Genomic DNA, 26,345 nt, shown 5'->3' on the forward strand with positions numbered 1-26,345 from the left:
GGCCTTGTGGGCGGGCGAATGGGAGGACGGAAATTGCGTGTGACACGAATGGCCATCGCCTTGACTGGGCTTGCTGTGACCGGAGCGCTGGCCGCCACGGGCGGCATCTATCGCGACTGGTCGTTGACCTGCACGTCAGGACTCGACTGCGACGCTTCCACCTTTTCGAAAGGGAACGCCCCGCTCATCGCCCTGGGGATTCGGCGGGGACCCGGCGCGGCGGACGTGCCGAAGCTTGCGATCGGGTTGCGCGAGGCCGCTCCGTTGTCCGGCCCGGTAACGCTGCGCTTCGACGATGGCGCGAGCCGGGAGCTGCCGGCGAGCGCCTTTCATGCCGACAAGGAAGGCCAAGCCGTCAGCGCCGATCTCGGTGATCTTCTGGCCGATCTCAAGCGCGCCTCGACTGTCGAGATCAGCCTGACGCCGGCAGGCAAGACGCAGAGCACGACATTCTCGCTGTCCGGGCTGGTGGCGGCCCTGCGCAAGATGGACGAGGATCAGCAACGGACCGGCACCCCCAATGCTCTGATCGACAAGGGCGATAAGGCGCCGACCAAGCCCAGCCTGTTGGCGAGCGATATCACCGATGCGGCCGCGCTGCCGGCCAGCGTGCGCAGGCTTTGGAGCGAAGGCCCGGGGCAGTGCTCGGACTTCAACGGCTTTCCGCCATCGATTCTGGGTTTCTCCGTGCCGATGGGCGATCAGGCGCGTCTCTACGTTCTGGCCTGCGGGAGCCCCGGCGCGTACAACGAGCCGTCCCGCCTCTATCTTCAGGAGGGGGACTCGGCGGATGTGTTCCCCGTGGTGTCCATGGCCGCCGATGGCCCGGTGGCCACGATGACGATCTGGAACGCGGGCTGGGACGGGAACCGGCTGATCACCTTCCTGAAGGGGCGTGGCATCGGGGATTGCGGCATCTCTGCCGAATATGAACTCGATCCGGAAGCGCTCCAGTTGCGGCTGGTGGACGCTCGGGAGCAATCCGAATGCAACGGGCAGGACGATATGAGCCGGTGGCCCCAAACCTGGCCCTTGCGGACCTCCAAACGCTGAGCGGCGGCCTTCACGCTCGCGCGAGGACGCTGATCGGCTGGGAACGGCTCCGGCAAGGTGGCGTTGGCCCGGCATGGCGGAGCCGGCTCGGCTTGCCGCCCCGACCGGAGACACCCGATGAAAGCCCTCCTTCTTTCCGCCACCGCCATAGCCCTGTCGGCCGCTCTGCCGGCCTTCGCGCAGACCCCGGCGCCTGCTGCGACGAGCGAGCCGATCGGCGTGACCATGCGCGGTGCGGACGGCCAGCCGCATGGCACGATCCGTATCACGCAAACGCCGAACGGCGTGATCGTCGATGGCGACCTCACGGGAATGCAGGACGGGGAATATGGCCTGCATTTCCATGCCAAGGGCCTCTGCGAAGGCAATTTCGACTCGGCTGGCGGCCATCATAACCCGACGAACAAGCAGCACGGGTTCGAGGTCGAGGGCGGACCCCATGCGGGCGACATGGCCAATATCTATGTGCAGGGCGGTGTCGCGCGCTTCCAGCAGTTCAATCCCATGGTTCGCTTCGAGGATGGCGACGCACCGCTGAAGGATGCGGACGGCACGGCCATCATGGTGCACGGCGCGCCGGACGATCATCACTCGCAGCCGACCGGCAATGCCGGCTCGCGCATGGCCTGCGGCGTGGTCTTCCCCGCCTCCTGAGGCCTGACGTGTGCGGTTCGGTTCCTGGCCATGAAATGCGATCGTGGCCGGGAACCGATCCCTTATCGCGACATTCTGTCTCCGTGATCCGAAGCGCGTTTCTTGTCTTCGGAGCCTTTTGTAAAAGGAATGATCCGCGTATGAAGTCCCTCGTTCTCGCCGCCGGTTTCGCCACGCTTCTCGGCTCCGCCGCTTTCGCGCAGACGGCCACGACGACCGCTGCTCCCGCAGCCACCGGAGCTGCCAATAGCGAAGTGATCATCGTCCTTCCGGACGTCGTCACGGGCGCAGCTCCGGCCCGCTTCTTGGCCGACAAGCTCGAAGGCAAGGACGTATACGGCGCGAATAACGAGAAGATCGGTGAGATCGAAGACTTCGTGCTCGGTTCCGACGGAACGGTTCAGGCTGTCGTGATCGAAGTGGGCGGCTTCCTCGGCATCGGCGAGAAGGACGTTCTGGTGAGCTGGTCGGCCCTGCAGATGACCATGGACGGCAGCAAGACGCGCGTGACCGCGCCGACGCTGACGCGCGACATTCTCCAGAACGCGCCGACCGTCGATCTCGACAAGATCGCCCCCGGCGACGATTGATATCGAACACGTGAGTTGAGCCTTTGGCGGCCTGCCCGATCCTCCCTCGGGCAGGCCGTTTTTCGTCAGGGCGAGGGAGCCCAACCGACCGGCTGGAAACCCGGCAGAGCTTCCACACTGGCCAGCCAGCTGCGAACGGCGGGGAAGCCGTCGAGCGAGAAGCCGCCATCGGCGGCCGTGGCGGTGTAGGGATAGAGCGCGATGTCGGCGACGCTGGGGCGGCCCGGCCCGAACCAGGGCGCGGCCGTCAGATGGCGTTCCATCACGGCGAGGGCGCGCATTCCATTCTCGAAGGTGAGCGCCATGCGCTCGGGCGTCGCGGCGCTCTTGCGCTCCGGGTAGACCGTCAGCGAGCGGCGGACGGCGATGCTGACCTCATGCGCGTTCTGCTCGAAGAACATCCAGCGCAGCGTTTCGGCGCGCTCGAACGGGTCGGTGGGGAGGAAGTCCGTACCATCAGCGAGATATGCCAGAATGGCGTTGGATTCGGCGAGGAGCCGGCCATCCTCCAGTTCCAGAAGTGGACATTGGCCGGCCGGGTTGCGCTTCAGGAACGCTTCCGTGCGCGTGGAGCCATCGCGTGTCGAGACTTCGACATGGCGGAACGGGCGACCCAGTAGCGAGAGAAGAAGGCGCGGCTTGTAGCAATTGCCGCTGTCGCTCATGCCAAAGACGGTCAGCATTCCCGGAGGTCTCCTTATTGATCTCCCCGTATTGGAGCCAAGCGCGGCTCGAACCGCCAATTCCTTTTTGTGCGCCTGGCATCAGCGATCTTGATGGGTCTTCGCCTTGCGCCGGGGCTGGTGCGGGACTAGGGTCCGCCGATTTTCGCGCTCGGCCGGCCGCGGGCGAAAGTCGAGTGAAGATTCGATGTCGTTTCCCGGAGCCTGATCATGGGTTTTCTCGCCGCTTCCCTGGACCGCGTGAAGCCGTCCGCCACCATTGCCGTGTCGCAGAAGGCGCGTGAGCTGAAAGCACAGGGGCGGGACGTCATCGGCCTCGGCGCCGGCGAGCCGGATTTCGACACGCCCGACAATATCAAGCAGGCCGCCGTCGAGGCGATCGCGCGCGGCGAAACCAAGTACACGCCCATCTCCGGCATTCCGCAGCTGCGCGAGGCGATCTCGGCCAAGTTCAAGCGCGAGAACGGGCTCGACTACAAGCCCGAGCAGACGATCGTCTCGACGGGTGGCAAGCACGTTCTCTTCAACGCTTTCATGGCGACGCTGAACCCCGGCGACGAGGTCATCATCCCCGCGCCGTACTGGGTCAGCTATCCCGAGATGGTGTCGCTGTGCGGCGGCACGCCCGTCGTCGTCGAGACGCGGCAGGAGGATAATTTCAAGCTGACGGCCGAGGCGCTGGAGCGCGCCATCACGCCGAAGACGAAGTGGTTCCTGTTCAACTCGCCGTCCAACCCGACGGGCGCGGCCTATACCCATGCCGAGCTCAAGGCGCTGACCGATGTGCTCATGCGCCACGAGCATGTCTGGGTCATGACCGACGACATGTACGAGCATCTCGTCTATGGCGACTTCACCTTCGCCACGCCCGCGCAGGTCGAGCCGGCGCTCTATGAGCGCACGATCACGATCAACGGCGTGTCCAAGGCATATGCCATGACCGGCTGGCGCATCGGCTATGCTGGTGGCCCGCTGAAGCTCATCAAGGCGATGGACATGATCCAGGGTCAGCAGACCTCGGGCGCGTGCTCGATCGCGCAATGGGCCGCCGTCGAGGCGTTGAACGGTACACAGGACTTCATCCCGAAGAACCGCGCCATGTTCGAGCGCCGCCGCGATCTCGTGGTGTCCATGCTCAACCAGGCAAGCGGCATCGAATGCCCGTCGCCCGAGGGCGCGTTCTACGTCTACCCGTCGGTGCGCGGCCTGATCGGCTCCACGACCGAAGCGGGCAAGCGCATCGAGACGGACGAGGATTTCGTGACGGCTCTTCTGGAGCAGGAAGGCGTCGCGGTCGTCCACGGCACGGCCTTCGGCCTTGGCCCCAACTTCCGCCTGAGCTACGCGACCTCGGACGCCCTGCTGGAGGAAGCCTGCACCCGCATCCAGCGCTTCTGCGGTTCGCTCAAGCGCTGATCCGGGCCAGACTCCGATCGATCGAGGCGGCTGGGCAACCAGCCGCCTTTTTCGTGCTCATACGATGAAGCCCGCCGCGATGAGCGCGAGGGCGACCTGCCAGGGCGGGCGCGACCAGAGCACGAGCAGCAGGAAGCCGGTAACGGCGAGCAGCATATCGCGCGGGCTCGTCACGGCATGGGTCCAGACGGGATCATAGAGCGCGGCGGCGAGCACGCTGACCACGGCAGCGTTGGCGCCGCGCAGGGCGGCCCGCGCGGATGGGCGCTGCCGCAGCTCGTCCCAGAAGGGCAGGGCCGCCAGCACCAGTAGCAGGCCCGGCACGAAGATCGCGAGCGTTGCCAGAGCCGCGCCGACGAGGCCGCCCGGCGCGGGGGCGAGCGCGCCGAGATAGGTGGCGAAGGTGAAAAGCGGGCCAGGCACGAGCTGAGCCGCGCCATAGCCCGCGAGGAAGGCATCGGCCCCGACGAAGCCCGGCCGAACCGTCTCGGCTTCCAGGAGCGGCAGCACCACATGGCCGCCGCCGAAGACGAAGGCTCCCGAGCGTAGGAACCCATCGAAGAGATGCAGCGCAGGCGAGGGCACGAGCGGGGCGAGAGGGGGCAGAATGAAGACCAATGCCGCAAAAAGCGCGAGGGCCGCAAAGGCGAGACGCCGGCGCGCCGGCGGGGTGTCATGGATCGGAGAGGGCACCGGTTCCATCGGCTCGCGGCAGGAAAAGAGACCCAGAAGCGCACCGACCGCGATCGACAAACCCTGCGCCAGCGCGGTCGGGGCGAGGGCGACCAGCGCCAGCGCCACGAGTGCGATGGCGGCGCGTTTGCGATCGGGTGTCAGCGTCCGGCTCATACCCCAGACCGCCTGCGCCACGACAGCGACGGCGAGGATCTTCAGCGAACGGACGAGATCGCTGCCAGCGCCAGTGTCGAAGCGTCCGGCACCGAGCGCGACGACATACATGAGAAGGGCGGAGGGCAGGGTGAAACCGGCCCAGGCGGCAAGCGCACCGCGCAGGCCCGCACGCTGAAACCCGATGGCGAAGCCCACCTGACTGGAGGCCGGGCCGGGCAGGAACTGGCAGAGCGCCACGAGATCGGCATAGCTCGCTTCGTCCATCCACTTGCGCCGCTCGACGAAGGCCTGCCGGAAGTAGCCGAGATGCGCGATCGGGCCGCCAAACGAGGTGAGACCCAAAACAAGAAAGACGCGAAAGACGCTGAAGGCTCTCGCTGGCTTTGCGGCGGCGGGCGAGACGGAGGGAAGCGCGACCATGCTGCGGTTTAGGAGACCAGCAAGACAAACCGATGACAAGTCGGCTCGTCGGTTTTGCGCAGCCTATGGGCCATTGCACCTAAAAGAAAAGCCGAGCTCGAAAGCCCGGCCTGAAGTTGGAATGCCTGGAGCATCCCTGGGAGGAAACGGCCGGAGAAGAAAACTCGGGAGGAGGTAAGCTCTCTTCCGTCCGACTGAGATCCAAATTAAATCGATTTTGTGGGTATCACCAGACGCAAAGGCACATGCCTGCTATGCAGGCAATGCATGAAACTTCTCAGCTTCTGATCAGTTTGCCATGCCTTGCTGGACGGAGTTGCCTAGCGACGATGCAATCTGGTTCGAATCTCGTCGCGTAGCGACGCGTTTCCGAGCAAACGTCGGCGCTGCATAGCACTGTGCGGCGGTCTGCCGCAAGCGCTCCAGCCTTCAATAGGACCAGGTTCTGGCCTTGCCGATCAGGAAGTCGCGAAAAACCTTCAGCTTGGCGGCATCGCGAAGCTGTTCGGGATAGCAGAAATACGTATCGAAGGAGGCGAGATCCAGATCGGGCAGAACCTGAACGAGCTTGGTGTCCTTGTCGATCATATAGTCCGGCAGAAGGGCGAGGCCGATGCCACGCTCGATGGCCGATTTCATCGCCATCAGATTGTTGATCTGGAGAATGGCCGGCCGGATTTGGCCCTCGGGTAGGCCGGCCGTTTCCAGTGCGTTGAGATTGCGCAGGTAGTTGGGCGCAGGTTCACCGAAGGTGATGATGCGATGCCGGTCGAGGTCGTCCACCGTCTCGGGCGTGCCGTAGCGCGAGAGGTAGGCGGGCGCAGCATAGACATGCATATGCACGGTGAAGAGGCGGCGCTGGATCAGGTCCGGCTGCTGCGGTTGACGCAGGCGAATCGCCGCGTCGGCCTTGCGCATGGTGAGATCGATTTCCTCGTTGTCGAACACGAGTTGAAGCTCGACATCGGGATAAAGCTCGAGAAATTCCTGCGCGCGCTGGGTCAGCCAACCGGAGCCGAGGCCGACCGTGGTTGTCACGCGCAGCTTGCCGGTCGGCTTCTCGCGCGTTTCGGTCAGCTGCATCCGAACGTTCTCGAGTCGTTTGAGAACGTCGCTGGCCGTTTGATAGAGAAGCTCCCCCGGCTCTGACAGAACGAGGCCGCGCGCATGGCGGTGGAAGAGGGGGGAGCCGATCTCCTGTTCCAGCGCCGCCACCTGCCGCGAAATCGCGGACTGGCTAAGATTCAGCGCATTGGCCGCATGGGTGAAGGACCCGGCTTCGGCCGCTGCGTGGAAAATGCGCAGCTTGTCCCAGTCGAGCGCCATGGTCCGCCCCTCGCTCCCTGTTCCGTTCCGGTCTTATTCGGCCGCTTGCCGCGCGGCGTCAGCGTCCAGCGCCTGGGCGGCCAACCAGCGCTCGGCTTCGAGCGCGGCCATGCAGCCGAGACCCGCCGCCGTGACCGCCTGACGATAGACGTCGTCCGCCACGTCGCCGGCCGCGAAGACGCCCTCGACCGAGGTCTTCGTGGTGCCAGGTTCGACCCAGAGATAGCCGCCGTCCTTCTGGCGCAGCTGGCCACCGAAGACCTCGGTGGCGGGCGCATGGCCGATGGCGACGAACACGCCGTGCGTCGCGATCTCCTGGAACTCGCCCGTTTCGCGGTTGCGCAGACGAACGCCGGTGACCGACTTCATCGGCTGGCTCTGGCCGAGGATCTCATCGACCTCGCTGTTCCAGATGACCCGCACGTTCTCCTTGGCGAAGAGCCGGTTCTGCATGATGCGCTCGGCCCGGAACTCGGAGCGGCGATGAACCACCGTGACCGAACGGGCGATATGGGAGAGATAGAGGGCTTCCTCGACCGCCGTGTTGCCGCCGCCGACCACCACGACATCCTTGCCGCGATAGAAGAAGCCGTCGCAGGTGGCGCAGGCCGAAACGCCGAAGCCTTGGAAAGCAGCCTCGGAGTCGAGACCCAGCCAGCGCGCCTGCGCACCCGTCGCGATGATCACGGCATTGGCCGTATAGACCGTGCCGCTGTCGCCCTTGAAGCGGAAGGGGCGAACCGAAAGATCGGCTTCCACGATGAGGTCGGACGCCATCTCCGCGCCGACATTCAGCGCCTGAGCCTTCATCTCTTCCATCAGGAACGGGCCGCCGATCGGATCGCGGAAGCCGGGATAGTTCTCGACATCGGAGGTGATCGTGAGCTGCCCGCCTTCCTGCAGGCCGGCGACGAGCAGCGGCTTCATCATGGCGCGCGCGGCGTAGATGGCGGCCGTATAGCCGGCCGGTCCGGAGCCGATCACGAGAACTTCGGCAAAACGCTCAGACATGGCGAAACCCGCATTGATGCTTTTGCCGGACATGGGACCGGCCCTTCCCTCAATCAATACGGGAGGCTTGTTGCGGCGACAACCGGAAGAGCCGCCAACTGGACCCCCCAAATCTTGTTTTCCGGCTGTTTACGCTCGAACGCATCGCCGGATGATCCATTCGGGCATCGAATCGGCGAGATCAGGCAGGCTGAGCGAGACCCGGTTTCGTTTCCAGCTTGCATCCGCAGGCCATCAGGTTGTGTCCTGCCCGCCACACCGGGCGCGCTTCGACGAATCCGACTGGACGGCGACGATTCGTCTCGCTACGCTTGCCAAGCTTTCAACACTGGAAAGGGGAGACTTCATGATCTGTGATATGTTCGTTTCCCCCGCCGGGGCCCGTCGCCATCCTTCGACGCTTCGCCCGGCTTCAGCTTCGTCCCGGGTCTGATCCCCGCCACAGGCTGTCCATCCGTGTTGTGTCCCCTGCGGACCTGACGCTTTCCCCGATTTCCGTCGCGCCCTGACGCGGCCATCCGAGGAGACGGCGACGCTTTGCGCGCCGGAACGCCATGACTCTTTCTTCCGAACGCGATCGCGGCGACGCGATCCGCACCGTTCTTCGTTTCACGATGCGCAACTGGCGGTCCGAGCGCCGTCTGGCCTGGACGGTCGGGCTCGCCATCACCGCGGCGACGCTCGCCGATATTTTCGTGCCCTTCTTCGCCGGGCGGCTGGTGGATGCCGTGGCCCGCACCGACCTGTCGCGCGACGATGCGCTGGGCCAGGGGCTTCGCGCGCTCGGCGCGATGGCCGCGCTCGGCTTCGTTTTTCTCGTGTTTCGGCACTGGGCCTGGGCGTCCGTCGTGCCGATGACGCTTGGTATCATGCGGCGCGTGTCAGAGGGCGCGTTCGGGCGCGTGCAGCGCTTCTCGACCGACTGGCACGCCAACAGCTTTTCCGGCTCGGTGGTGCGCCAGATCACGCGCGGCATGTGGGCGCTGGATCTCCTGCATGACGTCCTTCTGCTGGCGCTCCTGCCGTCCGCCGTGGTGCTCGTCGGCACGGTGGCGCTCATGGCCCTGCAATGGCCGCTGATGGGTCTCGTCATGGCGCTCGGCGCGGTCGCTTATGTCTCGATGACCGTGCTTCTGTCGGTGCGCTATGTCGCGCCGGCCTCGCGCGTTTCCAACAAGATGGACACGCGGGTCGGCGGCGTCCTGGCCGATGCGCTCGCCTGCAACGCCGTCGTCAAGGCCTTCGGGGCCGAGCGGCGGGAGGACGAACGCCTGTCGGGGGCATTGGGCGAGTGGCAGCGCGAGACGCGGCGCACCTGGATGCGGCACACTTGGTCCGGCACGGTGCAGACCACCGTGCTCTGGCTGGTGCGCGTGTCGATCGCGGGCGTGGCACTCTGGCTCTGGTGGCGGGGGCAGGCGAGTCCAGGCGACATCACCTATGTCCTGACCACCTATTTCGTGGTGCACGGCTATCTTCGCGACATCGGCATGCATGTGAACAACCTGCAAAAGTCGGTGAACGAGATGGAGGAACTGGTGGACCTCCACGATCTCGTGCCCGAGATTGCCGACGCGGCGGATGCAAGACCGCTGGTGGTCAGGGGCGGCGAGATCCGCTTCGATCGTGTGCGCTTCCACTATGGTGCGCATGGCACCCCGCTCTATGACGGGCTGGACGTGACGATCCGGGCCGGTGAGCGGGTGGGGCTGGTCGGGCATTCCGGCTCGGGCAAGACGACCTTCGTCAAGCTCGTGCAGCGCCTTCACGACATCTCGGACGGTGACATCCGCATCGACGGGCAGAGTGTCGCCGCGCTCACGCAGGAATCGCTTCGGCGGCAGATCGCCATCGTGCCGCAGGAATCAATCCTGTTTCACCGGACGTTGCGCGAGAACATCGCCTATGGCCGGCCGGATGCGACCGTCCAAGAGATTGAGACGGCGGCCGAACTCGCCCATGCCGCCGAGTTCATCCAGCGCCTGCCGCAGGGCTATGAGACCATGGTGGGGGAGCGCGGCGTCAAGCTCTCGGGCGGCGAGCGTCAGCGCGTGGCTCTCGCCCGTGCCTTCCTGGCGGATGCGCCGATCCTGATCCTCGACGAGGCGACCTCGGCGCTGGATTCGGAATCGGAGCGCCTGATCCAGGAGGCGATGGAGCGCTTGATGGTCGGGCGCACGGCGCTTGTCATCGCCCACCGTCTGTCAACGGTGCGCGCGCTCGACCGCATTCTCGTGTTCGAGCGCGGGCGGATCGTGGAGGACGGGCCGCATGAGAAGCTCATGCGCCTGCCCGGCGGCACCTATCGCCGGCTGGCGGAGCGGCAGGGCGAAACGCCCATGCTGCGCGACGCCGGATAAGGATCGAGGCGGGCGGGTCTCATATGAGGCCCGCCCGCTTTGTTGCCGGGCTGGGTCTCAACTTGTAGAACGACCGCCATCGGGCGCGCGGCAAGGGGAGGCGGCGGGCGTCGAAGCTTTCGGGGGACCGCGTCATCTTCAGGACCATCGCGCATGTCGCCTCGATCTTCGGTCTGGTTCTGGCGGGCGCCATGCTGCTCCCCGCCCTGGTGGACGTGATCGACTCGAACCGGGACTGGATCGTCTTCGTCGGCTCGGCGGTGGTGATCGCGGCCATCTGCACGCTGATCGCGGTCGCGACGCGCGGCGAGCCCTTCCGTCCGAGCCCTCGTCTCGGCTTCCTGCTGGTCACGGTGATTTGGAGCACGGGCAGTCTGATCGGCACGATCCCGATCTATTTCGCCCTGCCGCAACTGGGTTTTGCCGCGGCCCTGTTCGAGTCGGTCTCCGGGCTGACGACCACAGGAGCGACCACGATCTCGGGCCTCGACGCCTTGCCGCGCGGACTGCTCCTCTGGCGCTCGCTCCTGAGTTTTCTCGGCGGCATCGGTATCATCGGCATGGCGCTCCTGATCTTCCCCTCGCTGCGCGTCGGCGGCATGGCGCTGTTCCATCTCGAAAGCTCGGATCGCTCCGGCAAGCTCCTGCCCCGCGTGAGCCAGCTGTCGGCGGGGATCGTCGCGGTCTATGTCTCGCTGACGCTGCTCTGCGCCATTCTCTATCACGTCTGCGGCATGCCGCTCTTCGACGCGGTGAACCATGCCATGTCGACGCTGGCGACGGGCGGTTTCTCCACCCATGACGAGTCGCTCGGCTTCTACCAGTCCGACGCGATCCTGATGGTCGCGACCGTCTTCATGATTCTGGGGGCCTTGCCCTTCGTGCTCTACATCAGGCTCTTCCTGCCGCGCCGCTTTCAGCGCTGGCGCGATCCGCAAATCGGCTTGTTCCTGGCGATCTGTCTCGTGCTGACGCTCGTGCTGGCGGCCACGCGGATCGTCATCAACAATGTGTCGATCAAGGAAGCCTTGATCTCGTCGGCCTTCAATCTCGTCTCGGTCATCACGACGACGGGTTTCGTGTCGGAGGATTTCACGCTCTGGTCGAATGCGGCGATCGGCATTTTCTTTCTCGCCATGTTCATCGGCGGCTGCGCGGGCTCGACGGCGGGCGGCATCAAGGTCAACCGCATCATCATTCTCTATGCGTTAGTCCGGGCCAATTTCCGGCGCGTGCTGCGGCCTCATTCGGTGCAGCGGCTGAAATACGGGCATGACGACATCTCGCTCGAAACGCTTCAAAGCGTGACGATCTTCATCTTTCTCTTCTTCCTGTCGCTGCTGGTCGGCACGACGGCGCTTTCGATCTGCGGGCTGGACCTTCTCACCGCGTTCTCCGCTTCGCTGACGGCGGTCGGCAATGTCGGCCCCGGCTTCGGGCAGTTGATCGGCCCCGCCGGCAATTTCTCCTTCCTGCCGGCCCCGGCGCTCTGGATCCTCTCCTTCATGATGCTGATCGGCCGTCTCGAACTCGTCACCGTGCTCGTGCTCCTGTCGCCGAGCTTCTGGAGGGATTGATGCGCATCGCCTTCATCAATCTCGACCGGGCCACGGAGCGCCGCGCGTTCATGGAAGCGCAAGCGTCTAGGCTCGAGCTCACCTTCGAGCGGGTGCGCGCGGTGGAGGCCGGGGAGATCGAAGAGGCGCTGGCCGCGCGGCTGAACGGGCGCTGGGAACGGCCTCTGACGCGCGCCGAACTCGGCTGCTTCCTGTCGCATCACGCGCTTTGGCGCGAGGTGGCGGAGGGGCGGGGGCCGATGCTTGTCTTGGAGGATGATGCGATCCTTTCGCGTCAGCTCTCCCTAGCTCTGTCGCGTCTGGCGGCTTTCGACCGGGCAGAGTTTCTCAATCTGGAGAGTTTCGAGCGGCGTCGCTTCGTAGCGCGGCAGGCTTCGGACTTGGGGCCAGGGCTCGCCGTGCGGCGCGTCTTTCGCGACAAGTCGGGCTCGGCCGCCTATCTCCTCTGGCCGGCGGGCGCGCGCAAGCTGCTGGCGCGCGCCGAGCGGGGCGCGGCGCCGGTGGACGCCTTTCTTCATGGACTCTCCGGCCTGAACGCATGGCAGGTCGAGCCGGCGCTGGCCATTCAGGCGCATCTTTGGGAGCGGCGGAGCGGCGGCGCGCCGATCGATGCTGCAACCTCGATCCAAGCCCCGCGCGGCCACTTGCCGCTGACCCTCGCCAATCTCCCGTTCCGCGCCCGGCGGGTCGCGACGCAGATCAGGCTCGCGGGGCAGCATCTCCGCCGTCTCGGCCCCGCGACCTATCGCAGGACGGATTTGCGGGACGAGGATTTCCGTTAACGGCCTTCGCGCCACAGCCGCTCGTAGACGGCGTTAATCGCCTCCGCCTCGTGCGAGAGGGGAAACTCGGCGCGGGCCTTGGCGAGCGCGGCGCCGGCCGCAGCCACGCGCGCCGTGTCATCCGCCATCCACCTCTCGCAGGCCGCGATCAGCGCGGGCAGGTCTCCGGGTGGGAAGATCGTGCCGGTCTCGGGCGTTACCACGTCGGAGAAGACGCCGACATCGGCGGCGACCACCGGAACGCCGGTGGACATAGCCTCCAGCGGCGTGAGGCCGAAGCCCTCCCAGCGCTGCGGGGCGACGAAGAGGTCCAACGCCTGATACCAGCGCTCGATGGCGCGGTGCTCGCCGACGAAGAGAATGCGGGATGTGAGGCCGGCGGCCTCGACACGTTGTCGAAGCTCTGCCTCGAAGCTCTGATGCTCCGCCGTGGCGCGGCCGGCGACGATGGCCTGCCAGCCGGGGTGATGGGGCAGGAGGCCGATCATCGCCTCGACGAAGAGATCGGTGCCCTTCTGCCGGCGCACGCGGCCGAAGCAGCCAAGCGTGCGAAGTGCGGGGTCCAGCCCGAGCGCGGCCCGCGCCGCCTCGCGGCTCTCTGCGGGGCGAAAGCGTGTCTGGTCGATCCCATGCGTCACGACCGTGCTCGGAACGCCCAGATAGGCCGATGTGCGCGAACTCGTGGCGATCACCGCGTCCATGCGCGCAATGAGCCAGCGCGTATAGGCTGTGTGCCGACGCTGGGAGGCAGAGGTGAAGACGAGGCGCAGCGGCATTCTCAGGACATCGCGCAGGAGGATGCCCGGCAGCATCTCGACATTGCGGCGGGCATGCCAGATGCGGAAGGGGCGGCCGTCCGGTTTCTGCCAGAGGCCGGGCAGGGCGAGCCAACGCAGCTTGGGGAGATGAGCGGGGAGACCGGGGCCGAGCGCGCGAATGCCGAGCGAGCGTGCCTGTTCGGGAACGAGCTGGATAATGGTGGAGGTCACGCCGGACAGTCGGCGCTTGAAGTTCGGCGCGATGACTTCGACCCGGCGGATCGAGCCGCCGGGTTCGGAGCCGGGATTAGACATTCCTCGTCGGCTTTCCGCCGCAGGGGTCTGTCCCCGGTTCCTAGATGTCCATGTCACGCGGCGGCCTGGATCGCGTCGTCGAGAACGCGCAACTCGGCCTCGTAGCGCGCGACACGCTGCTCGGCTTCGGGGCCGGTCATGAACTGCCGGGCGCTTTCCAGATTGTCCTTGAGGTCGGCGCGCTTGACCGCGCGGGCAAGCGGTAGTGCGACGGCACGGGCGACGAACTCTTCCTCCCGCTCACCCTCGCGCCGCGTCAACGCGTCCACGGCGGCGACGATCTCGGGCGAGAAACCCTTGGCGGCCAGCGCGTCCAGCGTCCAGCCGGGGCCTTTTTCGACCACGTCGTGAAGCAGGGCGACGATGCGCTCGTCCTCGCCGCAGACGCAGCCCGCGACGCGGCGAAGATGGGCCAGAAAGGGCCGACCGCGCTTGTCGGTCTGGCCTTCATGGGCGACCGAGGCGATCGCCTCGGCCTTTTCGAGAAGAGACGTCGGCATGATGAAAGGCACTCAGAGTCTGTTTGACAATTCGCCGGCGCGAGGCCGGCGAGGTATGGTTCGTTCCCGCTGGGCCGCGAGGCTATGAAAGCCGAGCGGCATCGACAAGGATTCGCAAGGATAAGCCGGCCAAGCCCGACCGGATCACCCGGCCGACGGCTCAGACCCAGCGCAGCTCGATGATCTCGTAGGAGCGGGCGCCGCCGGGGGCCGCGACCTCGACCGTGTCACCCTCGCTCTTGCCGATCAGCGCGCGCGCGATGGGCGACGAGATGGAGATGCGGCCCTGTTTTACATCGGCCTCGGCATCGCCGACGATCTGGTAGACCTTCTCTTCTTCCGTGTCCTCGTCCACGAGCTTCACGGTGGCGCCGAACTTGATCCGGTCGCCGGAAAGCTTGGAAACGTCGATGACCTCGGCCCGCGCGGTGAGATCCTCCAGCTCGCCGATGCGCCCCTCGTTGAGGCTCTGGGCTTCCTTGGCGGAGTGATATTCGGCGTTCTCGGACAGGTCGCCATGCGCCCGCGCTTCCGAGATCGCGGTGATGATCCGGGGGCGCTCTTCCTGCTGGCGGCGGCGCAGCTCTTCCTTGAGAGCCTCGAAACCGCCGACAGTCATCGGCACTTTTTCCATGCCATCTACCCTTGCTTTTCGGACACCCGGCGCTCGCCGGATCGTCTCGCATCGTCCGGCGCCTGCCGGAATTAAAAAGCCGGCCGGCTTCCCGAGGGATGCCAGCCGACCGGTCATTCATGATCAAGCGAACTTAGCGACGTTCGCCCGTAACTCAAGCGGCTTCAAAATAAGACTGAAGCGAGCGGACTTCAAGGTTTCCGGCCTTGAGCGCCGCGATCGCCTGCGCGGCAGCTTCCATGCCGGCCAGCGTGGTGAAGTAGGGCACCTTGTGCATCAGAGCCGCGCGGCGCAGCGAACGCGAGTCGGACAGCGCCTTGGCGCCTTCCGTCGTGTTCAGGACGATCTGTACCTGACGGTTGCGGATCGCATCCTCGATATGCGGACGCCCTTCCAGCACCTTGTTCACCTTCTCGGCCACGACGCCGTTCTCGGCGAGGAAGCGATGGGTGCCCTCGGTGGCCGAGACGCGGAAGCCCAGCTCCACCATACGCTTGACGGTCGGCAGCATCTTCGCCTTATCGCCGTCGCGCACGGACACGAACATCGTGCCATCGCGCGGCAGATCGACCGAGGCGCCGAGCTGGGCCTTGGCGAAGGCCAGAGCGTAACCCTTGTCGAGACCCATCACCTCGCCCGTCGAGCGCATCTCTGGGCCGAGCAGCGTGTCGACACCGGGGAAGCGCGCGAAGGGGAAGACGGCTTCCTTGACCGCGATGTGCTTGAGGTTCTTCACGTCCGGCTTGCCGCCATAGGAAGCGAAAGCGCTTTCCAGCGTCTCGCCCGCCATGATGCGCGCGGCGATCTTGGCGACCGGCGAGCCGATGGTCTTGGCCACGAACGGCACGGTGCGCGACGCGCGCGGGTTCACTTCGAGAACATAGATCTCGTCGCCCTTGATGGCGAACTGCACGTTCATCAGGCCGCCGACCTTCAGGGCCAGCGCCATGTCGCGGGTCTGACGCTCCAATTCGTCGGTGATGGCGCGCGACAGCGAATGGACCGGCAGCGAGCAGGCCGAGTCGCCCGAATGGATGCCGGCTTCCTCGATATGCTCCATAATGCCGGCGACGAACGTGTCCGTGCCGTCGCAGAGGCAATCGACGTCCACTTCCGTCGCGTCCGACAGGTAGCTGTCGATCAGCACCGGCGACTTGCCGGAGACGACAACGGCTTCCTTCATGTAGCGCTCGAACTGCGTGTCGCCGCGCACGATCTCCATCGCGCGCCCGCCCAGAACGTAGGACGGGCGGATGACGACGGGATAGCCGATGCGCTCGACGATGACGCGCGCTTCCTCGACCGAGCGCGCGATGCCGTTGTTGGGCTGGCGCAGGTTCAGGTCGTGCAGGAGCTTCTGGAAGCGGTCGCGGTCTTCGGCGAGATCGATCGCGTCCGGCGAGGTGCCGAGGATCGGGATGCCAGCTTCTTCCAGCGCGTTGGCGAGTTTCAGCGGAGTCTGGCCGCCGAACTGGACGATGACGCCGTGCAGCGTGCCCTTCGACTTCTCGACACGCAGGATTTCGAGCACGTCCTCGGCGGTCAGCGGCTCGAAATAGAGACGATCGGACGTGTCGTAATCGGTCGAGACCGTTTCGGGGTTGCAGTTGATCATGATGGCTTCGAGGCCGGCGTCGCGCAGCGCGAAGGCGGCGTGACAGCAGCAATAATCGAACTCGATGCCTTGGCCGATCCGGTTCGGACCGCCGCCGAGGATGACGACCTTCTTTCGGTCCGACACGCCGGCTTCCGAGCGCAGCTCGCCCGCGAAGGGGCGCTCATAGGTCGAGTACATGTAGGGGGTCGGCGAGGCGAACTCGGCGGCGCAGGTGTCGATGCGCTTGAAGACGGGATGCACGTCGAGACGCTCGCGCAGCGCCTGAACCTCGGCTTCGCTCTGGCCGGCGAGCTTGGCGAGGCGCGCATCGGAGAAGCCGACCGACTTCAGGAAGCGCAGGTTCTCCGCGTCCTTCGGCAGGCCGGCGGTCTTGATCTTGGCTTCCAGGTCGATGATCGCCTTGAACCGGTCGATGAACCAGGGATCGATCTTGGAGGAGCGATGGACCTGCTCCTTGGTGGCGCCCTCACGCAGGGCCTGCGCCACCATGCGCAGGCGATCGGGCGTCGGCGTGCCGAGCGCGGCGCGGATGGCGTTCTTGTCGTCGCCTTCGCCCAGGCCCGGGATCACGATCTCGTCCAGGCCGTCGAGGCCCGTTTCGAGGCCGCGCAGAGCCTTCTGGAGCGATTCCTCGAAGGTGCGACCGATCGCCATGACCTCGCCGACCGACTTCATGGCCGTGGTGAGGACGGGCGAAGCGCCCGGGAACTTCTCGAAGGCGAAGCGCGGGATCTTCGTGACGACATAGTCGATCGTCGGCTCGAACGAGGCCGGTGTCGCGCCGCCGGTGATGTCGTTCTTGAGTTCGTCCAGCGTGTATCCGACCGCGAGCTTGGCCGCGATCTTGGCGATCGGGAAGCCGGTGGCCTTGGAAGCCAGCGCGGAGGAGCGCGACACGCGCGGGTTCATCTCGATGACGACCAGACGGCCGTTCTCGGGGTTCACCGCGAACTGGACGTTGGAGCCGCCGGTCTCGACGCCGATCTCGCGCAGGACCGCGATCGAGGCGTTGCGCATGACCTGATATTCTTTATCGGTCAGCGTGAGTGCGGGCGCGACGGTGATCGAGTCGCCCGTGTGGACGCCCATCGGATCGACGTTCTCGATGGAGCAGACGATGATGCAATTGTCCGCCTTGTCGCGGACAACTTCCATCTCGTATTCCTTCCAGCCGAGAACGCTCTCTTCGATAAGCACTTCGGTGGTGGGGGAGGCGTCGAGACCGCCTTCGATGATCTCGAAGAATTCCGAGCGATTATAGGCGATGCCGCCGCCCGTGCCGCCCATGGTGAAGGAGGGGCGGATGATGGCGGGCAGGCCGACATGCTCCAGCGCTTCGGCCGCCGCGCCCATGGCGCGCGCCATGTAGCGCTGCTTGCGCTCGGTCTCGCCGAGATTCCACTCGTTTTCCAGCGCCTGCAGAGCTTCGTCGCGCTCGGGGCCGTCCACGGTCTCACGGATCAGCGCGGCGCGCTTTTCTTCATGGGCCAGGCGGTCGGCGCCCTTGGCTTCCGTCGCGTTGGCCAGATAGCTCTTGGGCGTTTCGAGGCCGATCTTGGCCATGGCCTCGCGGAACAGCGCGCGATCCTCGGCCTTGTCGATGGCGGTGGCGTCGGCGCCGATCATCTCGACATTGTACTTGTCGAGAACGCCCATGCGCTTGAGCGACAGCGCGGTGTTGAGCGCGGTCTGGCCGCCCATGGTCGGCAGGATCGCGTCAGGGCGCTCCTTGGCGATGATCTTCGCGACGACTTCGGGGGTGATCGGCTCGATATAGGTGGCGTCGGCGAGATCGGGATCGGTCATGATCGTCGCCGGGTTCGAATTGACCAGGACGATCCGGTAGCCCTCCTCACGAAGCGCCTTGCAGGCCTGCGTGCCGGAATAGTCGAATTCGCAAGCCTGTCCGATGATGATGGGACCGGCGCCGACGATCAGGATGGTTTTGATATCTTGGCGCTTGGGCATGGCTCATCCGTCTGTTCATCGTGCGCCGACACCCCGCGCCGCAAGCGGCCGGGGTGTCTGCGCGTTCAAATTCAAGGTCAAGGCCGGCTTATAGGCAATACCGGCACAAGGTGAAAGGGACAAACGGCCTTTTCAGCCGATTCCTTGATCGCCGTTAACGGGAGGGCTTGGCGAGGTCGGCCGCCGAGCGCGGCAAAGCGCGGCCGTCATAATGCTCGCGGCCGAGCGACAGGGCGAAACAGGCCAGTTCCACCGTGCGCGGAATCTCGACGCGCTTTCCGTCCCGATCGCCCTTCTCGTAATATTGAATGACCCGCTTCTTCAGGCCGAGCCGGTCCGCGGCATCTTTCTGCTTAAGGCCCATGTCGCGCCGCCATTGGCGAAATCCGTCCGAATCCATCTGCGCGCCCATGGTTCTCTCCTGTTCAGCCTCGCTTAAACTCGGCGGCGCAAGCTGACGCAACGCCCCGCCCGGCGTCCTAGCAAACTTCCCCTCATATGCAATGAAATGTGCACATCGTGCGGATTTGCCCTCTTGTCGAGGCGCACATTGTGCGTACTTAATGGGAAGTGGAAGCGAGAGTTGTGGCGGTGTGCGCCATCGAACGCTGATCCATCTCGAGGAAAGGAACATGCCATGTTGGCCGATCTGATCGTGAGCCGCTCCGCTTGTGGAGCCGACCGGGGGCGTGACGACCTGCATCGTCATGCGACCTTCAGCTGCGGCGTCAACGCCGTCTGGCGTCGTCTGATGCGAGTGCTTCATCTCGCATGATGAGCGCGTTCTGTTCGTGTCGAATAGGTGAGCAGAACGAATAAAGGCGCCGGTGAGATCACCGGCGCCTTTCTTATAGGACGAAGCTGTTGCCGCGATCAGGCGGCTTTGGCGCCCCGATGATCGTCGATCATCTGGAAGAAGCGCTGGAAGAGATAATGCGAGTCCTGCGGGCCGGGGGAGGCCTCGGGGTGATGCTGCACGGAGAAGACCGGCGCGCCCTTGACGCGCAAGCCGCAATTCGTGCCGTCGAAGAGCGAAATATGGGTCTGCTCGATCGTCTCGGGCAGCGAAGCCGGGTCCACCGCGAAGCCGTGGTTCATCGACACGATCTCGACCTTGCCGGTCGTGAAATCCTTCACCGGATGGTTCGCGCCGTGATGGCCCTGGTGCATCTTCTCGGTGCGCCCGCCGAGCGCCAGCGCCAGAAGCTGGTGCCCCAGGCAGATGCCGAACATCGGAATGCCGGACTTCGCCAGCTCGCGGATCACCGGCACGGCATATTCGCCGGTCGCCGCCGGATCGCCCGGTCCGTTGGAGAGGAAGATGCCGTCCGGCTGGTGCTTCAGGATGTCGTCCGCGCTGGTGGTCGCCGGCACGATCACGACCCGCGCGCCATGGCCCGACATAAGGCGCAGGATGTTGCGCTTGGCGCCGTAGTCGATCGCGACGATCGTGTAATTCGGCTCGGAATGGCTGCCATAGCCGGCGTTCCACACCCAGGGGCCTTCGGTCCAGACTTCCTCGGCTGGCGTCGCGGCCTCCTTGGCGAGGTCCAGGCCGACGAGGCCGGTCCATTCCGTCGCCTTGCGCTTGAGCGCCTCGACGTCGAACACGCCGTCTGCCCGGTGCGCGATGACAGCATTGGGCATGCCCTTCTCGCGGATCAGAGCGGTGAGGGCGCGCGTGTCCACGCCCGACAGCGCCACCACGCCGCGCTTCTTCAACCAGGCGTCGAGGCCGCCGGCCGAGCGATAATTCGAGGGGGCCGACACTTCGGCACGGAAGATCGCACCGACCGCGCCGATGGCGTTGTCAGGAACGAGATCCTCGACGTCCTCGTCGTTCGCGCCGACATTGCCGATATGGGGGAAGGTGAAGGTGACGATCTGCTTGGCGTAGGACGGGTCGGTCAGGATTTCCTGATAGCCGGTCAGTGAGGTATTGAAGCAGACTTCGCCCAGCGCTTCGCCTTCGGCACCGATTCCGTCGCCTTCGATCACGGTTCCGTCGGCGAGCACCAACAAGGCAGTCGGTTTCCTCTGCGGCCAGTTCGCGCTGCTCATCGGGTCTCTCCGTTCGGGATCCATCGGGCCTGTCGAGGCCGCGCGTCGCGGCCGAGCCCTTCCGGAACGTTTCTATTGCCCTAATGGCGCGCGAACGCAACCCTCTTGTCGGTGGAGAACAGGGCTATCCCCTTGCAAACGCACCGATCAAAACTTAATGCATTATGAAATCGGCGGCGCAGGTCGGACCCTGCGCCCTCGCCACGGATCGGAGAGTGCATGTGTCAGGCTGGCCAGTCTGGCTATCTAGCTCATGGACCACGACAGGATGATGACGCTGCGGCCAGCCGAGGCTACAGCAATCTCCGCGCCGCTCCGATCGCCTTTACCTTCAGGTCAGTTTCTCGAACTAGGATGGTAGCCCATTCGGCGTGGGCCTATCAGCCTAATCGCACCGGTCGCGGCTTGCCCGCGTCGGGCGCACATAGGACAGATGCGTATGCGTGAACAGATCGCAGCCGCCCTTCAAGACGCCAGCGCTGCCGGCGACAAACGGCGAGGCTGCCTTCTTCGCCTCATCACCGCCGCGATCCGCGATCGCGACGCCGCCAGCCGCATGGCCGGCAAGGACAAGGTCCCCGACAGCGACATCGCCTGCATCCTTTCGCTTCTGGTGGAGCAGCGCGAGCGCACCGCCAACGACCTGGCCGAAAAGGGCCGGAACGAGGATGCGGCCCGCGAGCGCGCGGATGCCGAGTTGATCCGCGCCTTCCTGCCCGCCCCGCTGCCGGTGGTGGAAATGGTGCAGGCTTGCAAACAGGCGGTCAGCGACACGGGCTCCAAGGGGCTGCGCGATGTCGGCCGCTGCCTTGGCGCGTTGAAGGAACGCTACGATGGCAAGGTCGACCTGACGCAGGCCTCCGGCGTCGTCCGCTCGCTCCTGAGCTGAGGCGAGCGGGCTTGCTGTGCGGGCGTCAGGCCTCGCGCTCGGCCAATTGGCGCGCCGTGAGTTCGTGATAGCGGATGACCTCCTTCACCACGAAGGCCAGATATTTCTCGGCGAAGTCGGGATCGAGCTTGGCCGTGGCGGCCAATTCGCGCAGGCGCGTGACCTGCCGTGCTTCGCGCGCCGGATCGGCGGCCGGCAGGCTATGTTCGGCCTTGAGCACGCCGACGCGCTGGGTGCAGCGGAACCGCTCGGCCAGCATGTGAATGATCGCGGCATCGATATTGTCGATACTGTCGCGAAGGTTGAGAAGTTCCGGCAAGGGAGCCTGCTCTGGCATGTCGGTCGTCCGTGGCTGGAAGCGCGAGACTGCGCCCTGATTGCTGGATAGGCCGATGAGGCCGCGTCGTCAAAGCCTGCCGAGCGAGCCAAGTGGGGTGAATTTCGTCTCCGTCCCCCTGTGGATAGAGGTGGAAAAGGGGGAGGGAGGTCCGGCATAGATGCCCTGCCCATGGCAATCCGCGCTGCGGGGGCCGATATGTCCTCCATGCGCTTTTCCCCGAGTTTCCTGGATGAGATCCGGGCCCGAATTCCGATTTCCGACGTTATCGGCCGCCGCGTCACCTGGGATCGGCGCAAGACGCAGCCGTCGCGTGGGGATTATTGGGCCTGCTGTCCCTTCCATGGCGAGAAGTCGCCCTCGTTTCATTGCGAGGATTCCAAGGGCCGCTACCATTGCTTCGGGTGCGGCGTGTCGGGCGATCATTTTCGCTTTCTCACGGAATTGGAGGGCTTGAGCTTCCCCGAAGCCGTGGAGCGGCTGGCGGGCGAGGCGGGTGTGCCCATGCCCGCGCGCGATGCCGAGGCGGAAAAGCGCGAGGAAGGGCGCGGCGGGCTGATCGCGGCCAGCAAGCTTGCCGCCGACTTTTTTCGTCAAACGCTCCAGGAAAGCGAAGGGGCCAAGGCGCGCGCCTATCTGCGGGATCGCGGCCTGAATCCGGTGACGCAGAAAATCTTCGGCGTCGGCTATGCGCCGGAAGGGCGCAACCGCCTGAAAGAATATCTGGCCGGCAAGGGCGTGGCGCGCGAGGAGATCGAGGCGGCGGGCCTCGTCGTGTCCGGCGAAGGGATCGCCGTTTCCTACGATCGGTTTCGCGACCGCGTGATGTTTCCGATCCTCGACGCGCGGGAACAGCCGATCGCCTTTGGCGGTCGGGCGCTGTCCTCGGATGTCTCGGCGAAATATCTTAACTCGCCGGAAACCGACATTTTCCACAAGGGCAATGTTCTCTATAATTTCGCGAGCGCCCGGCGCGCTTCGAAAGGGGCGGGAACGCTGATCGTCGCCGAAGGCTATATGGACGTGATCGCCCTGCACCAGGCCGGGTTCGAGCACGCCGTCGCCCCCCTCGGCACCGCGCTGACCGAGCGCCAGCTCGAACTTCTCTGGCGCACGGTCTCCGAGCCGCTTCTCTGCTTCGATGGCGATGCGGCCGGCATCAAGGCCGCCAATCGCGCCGCGCAACTGGCGCTGCCCTTCCTCAAGCCCGGCCGCTCCCTGCGCTTCGCGCTGTTGCCCGAGGGCAAGGATCCGGACGATCTCCTGCGGGCCGATGGCGCGGAGGCGATGCAGGCGGTTCTGACCCGCGCCCGGCCGCTGGCCGATCTCCTCTGGATGCGCGAAACGGCCGGCGGCTCCTTCGACACGCCCGAGCGCCGCGCCGAGCTGGAACACCGACTGAAGACGCTGGTGCGCGGCATCGAGGACGAGAGCGTTCGTCGCCACTATCTGCGCGACATGGATGATCGCCTGCGCTCCTTCTTCGGGCCTCCGGTCAGCCAGGGCTCGAACTATGGACGCTCCGGCGAATGGCGCGGACGGGGGCAGGGCGGCGGGAAGCAGGGCGGAGGCTCCTATCGCGGCGGCTCGGGCGGCGGCGGGGGAACCGGGGGCGGCCATGCGGCGCGGCGCTCGGCTGTGTCGGATCGGTTGAGCCGCAGCCAGCTCCTGCGTCCGATGGGCGGCCCCGCCACGTCGCTGCGCGAGATTTCCATCGTGATCGGCTTCATCAATCATCCGCTGCTTCTGCGCGAAGCCTTCGACTATCTGGCGGACCTCGAACTCTCGGGCGGCGATCTGGAGCGGCTGCGCTCGGCGGTGATCGATGTCTACGCCGACGAATTGCACCATTCGCGCGAAGAACTGCTGGCGGCGATCGAGCGCCAGGGGCTGCTTCCCGTCTTTGAAGGGTTCGAAAGCCAATTGCGCCTCGTCAGGCTCTGGCCGGTTCTCGCCCAAGCTGCCCTGGAGGATGCGCGCGAAGCCGTGCGGCAGGCCCTTCACTTGCATCACAAATTTCGCTCGCTACATAGGGAACTGAAGGCGGCGGAACAGGCGCTGGCGGTCGAAGGGGATGAGCTTGCTTATGCCCAGGTCATTGAAATCAAACGCGAGATCGACAATCTAGCGGGAACCGAGGCCTTGATCGACGGGTTTGGCGTCTTGTCGGGACGACCCGCAAAGGGAATTTGATCGTCCGGTTGATCCGATCGGGCGTTTTTTCGCTTATGGGAAATGCCGATTAATTTTCGTCGAGGTCCTGTCAGGTCTTGACTTGTCGGGGCGAAGGCACAAACACCGCCCGGACGTGTGGAAACGAAGTGTCGGACAGACGGTCGCCCTCTTTGGATGGCGGAATCGATGAGGTCGTTGGTCGCCGCGCCATTCTATGGTTAAGCGATTCTTTACGGCAGGCGTTTATGAGCATGGGAAACGGTGGCGATTCCCATCCGCTCATCGACCGCGTGAATTGGAGATGAATGCGCATGGCGACAAAGGTCAAGGAAGGCGAGATGGCCGTCGAAGAGCGTCAGGAGACGCCTGACAGTCCTCTGCTCGACCTGTCGGACGATGCCGTCAAGAAGATGATCAAGGCCGCCAAGAAGCGCGGCTTTGTCAGCATGGACAAATTGAACTCCGTGCTGTCGGCGGAAGACGTCACGTCCGAGCAGATCGAAGACCTGATGGCCATGCTTAGCGATATGGGCATCAACGTCGTGGAAGACGAGGAAGGCGAGGAGACCGAGGAGAAGGAGGCCGAGGAAAGCGGCTCGACCGAACTCGCCGAGGTCAGCAACAACGCCGTCGCCACGACCACGCGCAAGGAATCCTCCGACCGTACCGACGATCCCGTGCGCATGTATCTGCGCGAGATGGGGTCCGTCGAGCTTCTGTCGCGCGAGGGCGAAATCGCCATCGCCAAGCGCATCGAGGCCGGCCGCGAGACGATGATCGCCGGCCTGTGCGAGAGCCCACTGACGTTCCAGGCCATCATCATCTGGCGCGAGGAACTGAACGAAGGCAACATCATGTTGCGCGAGATCGTCGATCTCGAAGCGACCTATGCCGGCCCCGAAGCCAAGATGCCGACCGCCGCGCCGATGGAAGGCGCCGAGCCGGCGATCCCCGGCGCGCGCCCCGATGGCGAGATGAATCCGGGCGAGGAAGAGGACGACGAAGACGACCTCGAGAACTCGTTGTCGCTGGCGGCCATGGAAGCGGAAATCCGTCCTCAGGTCATGGAGACCTTCGACGCGATCGCCGAGAACTATAAGCGCCTGCGCAAGTTGCAGGATCAGCAGGTCGAGAACCGCCTGGCCGCGCAGGGCACCCTGTCGCAGAGCCAGGAGCGGTCCTACAACAAGCTGAAGGAAGACCTGATCACGGCGGTGAAGTCGCTGTCGCTCAACCAGAACCGCATCGACGCTCTGGTGGCGCAGCTCTACGACATCAACCGCCAGCTCGTCGGCAACGAAGGGCGTCTGCTGCGCCTGGCGGAGTCGCACGGCGTAAAGCGCGAGGAGTTCCTGCGCAGCTATCAGGGCACCGAGCTCGACCCGAACTGGATCCAGTCCATCGCCAATCTCTCGGGCAAGGGCTGGCTTAAATTCGTCCAGAATGAGCGCGAGAACATCAAGTCCCTGCGCCAGGACATTCAGAGCCTCGCCACCATGACGGGCCTCGAGATCACCGAGTTCCGCCGTATCGTGCACATGGTGCAGAAGGGCGAGCGCGAGGCGCGTCAGGCGAAGAAGGAAATGGTCGAGGCCAATCTGCGCCTCGTCATCTCCATCGCAAAGAAATACACGAACCGCGGCCTTCAGTTCCTCGATCTCATTCAGGAAGGCAATATCGGCCTGATGAAGGCGGTCGATAAGTTCGAGTATCGGCGCGGCTACAAGTTCTCGACCTACGCGACCTGGTGGATTCGTCAGGCCATCACGCGCTCGATCGCCGACCAGGCGCGCACGATCCGCATCCCCGTGCACATGATCGAGACGATCAACAAGATCGTGCGCACCTCGCGCCAGATGCTTCACGAAATCGGCCGCGAGCCGACGCCGGAAGAGTTGGCCGAGAAACTGGCCATGCCGCTCGAAAAGGTCCGCAAGGTCCTCAAGATCGCCAAGGAGCCGATCTCGCTCGAAACCCCGGTGGGCGACGAGGAGGATTCGCATCTCGGCGACTTCATCGAGGACAAGAACGCGATCCTGCCGATCGACGCTGCCATTCAGGCCAATCTGCGCGAGACGACGACCCGCGTTCTGGCCTCGCTGACGCCGCGCGAGGAGCGCGTTCTGCGGATGCGCTTCGGCATCGGCATGAACACGGACCACACGCTGGAAGAAGTCGGCCAGCAGTTCTCGGTGACGCGCGAGCGCATTCGCCAGATCGAGGCCAAGGCTCTGCGCAAGCTCAAGCACCCGAGCCGCTCGCGCAAGCTGCGCAGCTTCCTCGACAGCTGAGAATGGGCTTCGCCCCTCCAGACCCCACGCATTTGGAAAGGCGCCTTCGGGCGCCTTTCGTCGTTTCAGGGCGCT

Annotated in this window: 22 protein-coding genes; 11 read left to right on the forward strand and 11 right to left on the reverse strand. The window is 65.1% G+C overall.

Translation table 11 applies throughout. The annotated features are described in order from the left end of the window. The first annotated feature begins 39 nt into the window (after positions 1–39). From AUL28_RS07175 to AUL28_RS07185, 3 genes are all read left to right on the forward strand, one after another. Complete coding sequence (locus tag AUL28_RS07175; protein ID WP_244493439.1) at positions 40–1,053, forward strand: DUF1176 domain-containing protein; 1,014 nt, start codon at positions 40–42, stop codon at positions 1,051–1,053. A 117-nt stretch (positions 1,054–1,170) separates the two neighbouring features. Then, a complete protein-coding gene (locus AUL28_RS07180) occupies positions 1,171–1,707 on the forward strand; it encodes a superoxide dismutase family protein (protein ID WP_058602288.1) in 537 nt (178 codons plus the stop codon). Between the two features lie 140 nt (positions 1,708–1,847). Next, a complete protein-coding gene (locus AUL28_RS07185) occupies positions 1,848–2,297 on the forward strand; it encodes a PRC-barrel domain-containing protein (protein ID WP_062231249.1) in 450 nt (149 codons plus the stop codon). Between the two features lie 65 nt (positions 2,298–2,362). Here the strand turns inward: AUL28_RS07185 and AUL28_RS07190 are convergent, their stop codons facing one another. Continuing rightward, positions 2,363–2,980, reverse strand: coding sequence for a glutathione S-transferase family protein (locus AUL28_RS07190; protein WP_062231251.1), 618 nt, complete (start codon positions 2,978–2,980; stop codon positions 2,363–2,365). Positions 2,981–3,190: 210 nt separating this feature from the next. On the opposite strand from AUL28_RS07190, the gene AUL28_RS07195 reads away from it, so the two are divergent. Beyond that, positions 3,191–4,396: a pyridoxal phosphate-dependent aminotransferase gene (locus tag AUL28_RS07195; protein ID WP_062219240.1), complete on the forward strand. Its 1,206-nt coding sequence runs from the start codon at positions 3,191–3,193 to the stop codon at positions 4,394–4,396. A 57-nt stretch (positions 4,397–4,453) separates the two neighbouring features. On the opposite strand, the gene chrA is transcribed toward AUL28_RS07195, so the two are convergent. From chrA to trxB, 3 genes are all read right to left on the reverse strand, one after another. Then, positions 4,454–5,668: a chromate efflux transporter gene (gene chrA / locus AUL28_RS07200; RefSeq protein ID WP_062231254.1), complete on the reverse strand. Its 1,215-nt coding sequence runs from the start codon at positions 5,666–5,668 to the stop codon at positions 4,454–4,456. Positions 5,669–6,097: 429 nt separating this feature from the next. After that, positions 6,098–6,994, reverse strand: a complete 897-nt coding sequence (locus AUL28_RS07205) for a LysR family transcriptional regulator (protein WP_062231256.1) — start codon at positions 6,992–6,994, stop codon at positions 6,098–6,100. A 33-nt stretch (positions 6,995–7,027) separates the two neighbouring features. After that, on the reverse strand, positions 7,028–8,005 hold the full coding sequence (gene trxB / locus AUL28_RS07210; protein ID WP_058636863.1) for a thioredoxin-disulfide reductase: 978 nt from the start codon (positions 8,003–8,005) through the stop codon (positions 7,028–7,030). A gap of 554 nt (positions 8,006–8,559) precedes the next feature. Between trxB and AUL28_RS07215 the strand changes: the two genes are divergently transcribed. The 3 genes from AUL28_RS07215 (at position 8,560) to AUL28_RS07225 (ending at position 12,724) form a co-directional block, all read left to right on the forward strand. Continuing rightward, positions 8,560–10,365, forward strand: coding sequence for an ABC transporter ATP-binding protein (locus AUL28_RS07215; RefSeq protein ID WP_062231258.1), 1,806 nt, complete (start codon positions 8,560–8,562; stop codon positions 10,363–10,365). 179 nt (positions 10,366–10,544) lie between these two features. Continuing rightward, positions 10,545–11,942, forward strand: coding sequence for a TrkH family potassium uptake protein (locus AUL28_RS07220; RefSeq protein ID WP_082640317.1), 1,398 nt, complete (start codon positions 10,545–10,547; stop codon positions 11,940–11,942). Then, the gene (locus tag AUL28_RS07225; RefSeq protein ID WP_062231262.1) at positions 11,942–12,724 is read left to right on the forward strand and encodes a glycosyltransferase family 25 protein; all 783 of its coding nucleotides are present in this window, start codon (positions 11,942–11,944) and stop codon (positions 12,722–12,724) included. Before AUL28_RS07220 ends, AUL28_RS07225 begins: the two co-directional genes overlap by 1 nt. Here the strand turns inward: AUL28_RS07225 and AUL28_RS07230 are convergent. The 5 genes from AUL28_RS07230 to AUL28_RS07250 all read right to left on the reverse strand — a co-directional run bounded on the left by AUL28_RS07230 (position 12,721) and on the right by AUL28_RS07250 (position 18,929). Then, complete coding sequence (locus AUL28_RS07230; RefSeq protein WP_062231264.1) at positions 12,721–13,797, reverse strand: glycosyltransferase family 4 protein; 1,077 nt, start codon at positions 13,795–13,797, stop codon at positions 12,721–12,723. The genes AUL28_RS07225 and AUL28_RS07230 overlap by 4 nt on opposite strands. Before the next feature lie 53 nt (positions 13,798–13,850). Continuing rightward, the gene (locus AUL28_RS07235; protein WP_062231309.1) at positions 13,851–14,297 is read right to left on the reverse strand and encodes an HD domain-containing protein; all 447 of its coding nucleotides are present in this window, start codon (positions 14,295–14,297) and stop codon (positions 13,851–13,853) included. Positions 14,298–14,457: 160 nt separating this feature from the next. Beyond that, positions 14,458–14,931, reverse strand: a complete 474-nt coding sequence (greA, locus tag AUL28_RS07240) for a transcription elongation factor GreA (RefSeq protein WP_058602298.1) — start codon at positions 14,929–14,931, stop codon at positions 14,458–14,460. 154 nt (positions 14,932–15,085) lie between these two features. Beyond that, a complete protein-coding gene (carB, locus tag AUL28_RS07245) occupies positions 15,086–18,517 on the reverse strand; it encodes a carbamoyl-phosphate synthase large subunit (protein ID WP_062231266.1) in 3,432 nt (1,143 codons plus the stop codon). Between the two features lie 154 nt (positions 18,518–18,671). Next, complete coding sequence (locus AUL28_RS07250) at positions 18,672–18,929, reverse strand: helix-turn-helix domain-containing protein (RefSeq protein ID WP_244493437.1); 258 nt, start codon at positions 18,927–18,929, stop codon at positions 18,672–18,674. A 225-nt stretch (positions 18,930–19,154) separates the two neighbouring features. On the opposite strand from AUL28_RS07250, the gene AUL28_RS22585 reads away from it, so the two are divergent. Further along, on the forward strand, positions 19,155–19,292 hold the full coding sequence (locus AUL28_RS22585) for a hypothetical protein (RefSeq protein WP_156419920.1): 138 nt from the start codon (positions 19,155–19,157) through the stop codon (positions 19,290–19,292). A 98-nt stretch (positions 19,293–19,390) separates the two neighbouring features. Here the strand turns inward: AUL28_RS22585 and carA are convergent, their stop codons facing one another. Continuing rightward, positions 19,391–20,578, reverse strand: coding sequence for a glutamine-hydrolyzing carbamoyl-phosphate synthase small subunit (gene carA / locus AUL28_RS07255; RefSeq protein ID WP_062231268.1), 1,188 nt, complete (start codon positions 20,576–20,578; stop codon positions 19,391–19,393). Between the two features lie 439 nt (positions 20,579–21,017). Between carA and AUL28_RS07260 the strand changes: the two genes are divergently transcribed. After that, positions 21,018–21,467, forward strand: coding sequence for a GatB/YqeY domain-containing protein (locus tag AUL28_RS07260; protein ID WP_058636853.1), 450 nt, complete (start codon positions 21,018–21,020; stop codon positions 21,465–21,467). 25 nt (positions 21,468–21,492) lie between these two features. Here the strand turns inward: AUL28_RS07260 and AUL28_RS07265 are convergent, their stop codons facing one another. After that, entirely contained in the window at positions 21,493–21,804 is a 312-nt protein-coding gene (locus tag AUL28_RS07265; protein ID WP_058636854.1) for a chorismate mutase, read from the reverse strand. Between the two features lie 207 nt (positions 21,805–22,011). Between AUL28_RS07265 and dnaG the strand changes: the two genes are divergently transcribed. Both dnaG and rpoD read left to right on the forward strand, forming a co-directional pair. Next, on the forward strand, positions 22,012–23,997 hold the full coding sequence (gene dnaG, locus AUL28_RS07270) for a DNA primase (RefSeq protein WP_062231310.1): 1,986 nt from the start codon (positions 22,012–22,014) through the stop codon (positions 23,995–23,997). Positions 23,998–24,290: 293 nt separating this feature from the next. After that, positions 24,291–26,270 carry an RNA polymerase sigma factor RpoD gene (gene rpoD / locus AUL28_RS07275; RefSeq protein ID WP_062231276.1) on the forward strand — a complete coding sequence of 660 codons (1,980 nt, stop codon included), beginning with the start codon at positions 24,291–24,293 and terminating at the stop codon, positions 26,268–26,270. Positions 26,271–26,345: the final 75 nt, after the last annotated feature.

Origin of the sequence: Aureimonas sp. N4, from assembly GCF_001463925.1 — a bacterium.
GTDB classification, from domain to species: Bacteria; Pseudomonadota; Alphaproteobacteria; order Rhizobiales; family Rhizobiaceae; genus Aureimonas; species Aureimonas ureilytica_A.

Excerpts from the sequence above, each read along its gene's own strand:
- AUL28_RS07180 (WP_058602288.1), top strand. The coding sequence starts at position 1,171 with ATGAAAGCCCTCCTTCTTTCCGCCACCGCCATAGCCCTGTCGGCCGCT.
- AUL28_RS07190 (WP_062231251.1), bottom strand. The coding sequence starts at position 2,980 with ATGCTGACCGTCTTTGGCATGAGCGACAGCGGCAATTGCTACAAGCCG.
- AUL28_RS07265 (WP_058636854.1), bottom strand. The coding sequence starts at position 21,804 with ATGCCAGAGCAGGCTCCCTTGCCGGAACTTCTCAACCTTCGCGACAGT.
- AUL28_RS07205 (WP_062231256.1), bottom strand. The coding sequence starts at position 6,994 with ATGGCGCTCGACTGGGACAAGCTGCGCATTTTCCACGCAGCGGCCGAA.
- AUL28_RS07195 (WP_062219240.1), top strand. The coding sequence starts at position 3,191 with ATGGGTTTTCTCGCCGCTTCCCTGGACCGCGTGAAGCCGTCCGCCACC.
- trxB (WP_058636863.1), bottom strand. The coding sequence starts at position 8,005 with ATGTCTGAGCGTTTTGCCGAAGTTCTCGTGATCGGCTCCGGACCGGCC.
- dnaG (WP_062231310.1), top strand. The coding sequence starts at position 22,012 with ATGCGCTTTTCCCCGAGTTTCCTGGATGAGATCCGGGCCCGAATTCCG.
- rpoD (WP_062231276.1), top strand. The coding sequence starts at position 24,291 with ATGGCGACAAAGGTCAAGGAAGGCGAGATGGCCGTCGAAGAGCGTCAG.
- AUL28_RS07215 (WP_062231258.1), top strand. The coding sequence starts at position 8,560 with ATGACTCTTTCTTCCGAACGCGATCGCGGCGACGCGATCCGCACCGTT.
- greA (WP_058602298.1), bottom strand. The coding sequence starts at position 14,931 with ATGGAAAAAGTGCCGATGACTGTCGGCGGTTTCGAGGCTCTCAAGGAA.
- AUL28_RS07225 (WP_062231262.1), top strand. The coding sequence starts at position 11,942 with ATGCGCATCGCCTTCATCAATCTCGACCGGGCCACGGAGCGCCGCGCG.
- AUL28_RS07235 (WP_062231309.1), bottom strand. The coding sequence starts at position 14,297 with ATGCCGACGTCTCTTCTCGAAAAGGCCGAGGCGATCGCCTCGGTCGCC.
- AUL28_RS07250 (WP_244493437.1), bottom strand. The coding sequence starts at position 18,929 with ATGGGCGCGCAGATGGATTCGGACGGATTTCGCCAATGGCGGCGCGAC.
- AUL28_RS07185 (WP_062231249.1), top strand. The coding sequence starts at position 1,848 with ATGAAGTCCCTCGTTCTCGCCGCCGGTTTCGCCACGCTTCTCGGCTCC.
- AUL28_RS07230 (WP_062231264.1), bottom strand. The coding sequence starts at position 13,797 with ATGTCTAATCCCGGCTCCGAACCCGGCGGCTCGATCCGCCGGGTCGAA.
- carA (WP_062231268.1), bottom strand. The coding sequence starts at position 20,578 with ATGAGCAGCGCGAACTGGCCGCAGAGGAAACCGACTGCCTTGTTGGTG.
- AUL28_RS07260 (WP_058636853.1), top strand. The coding sequence starts at position 21,018 with ATGCGTGAACAGATCGCAGCCGCCCTTCAAGACGCCAGCGCTGCCGGC.
- AUL28_RS22585 (WP_156419920.1), top strand. The coding sequence starts at position 19,155 with ATGTTGGCCGATCTGATCGTGAGCCGCTCCGCTTGTGGAGCCGACCGG.
- carB (WP_062231266.1), bottom strand. The coding sequence starts at position 18,517 with ATGCCCAAGCGCCAAGATATCAAAACCATCCTGATCGTCGGCGCCGGT.
- chrA (WP_062231254.1), bottom strand. The coding sequence starts at position 5,668 with ATGGTCGCGCTTCCCTCCGTCTCGCCCGCCGCCGCAAAGCCAGCGAGA.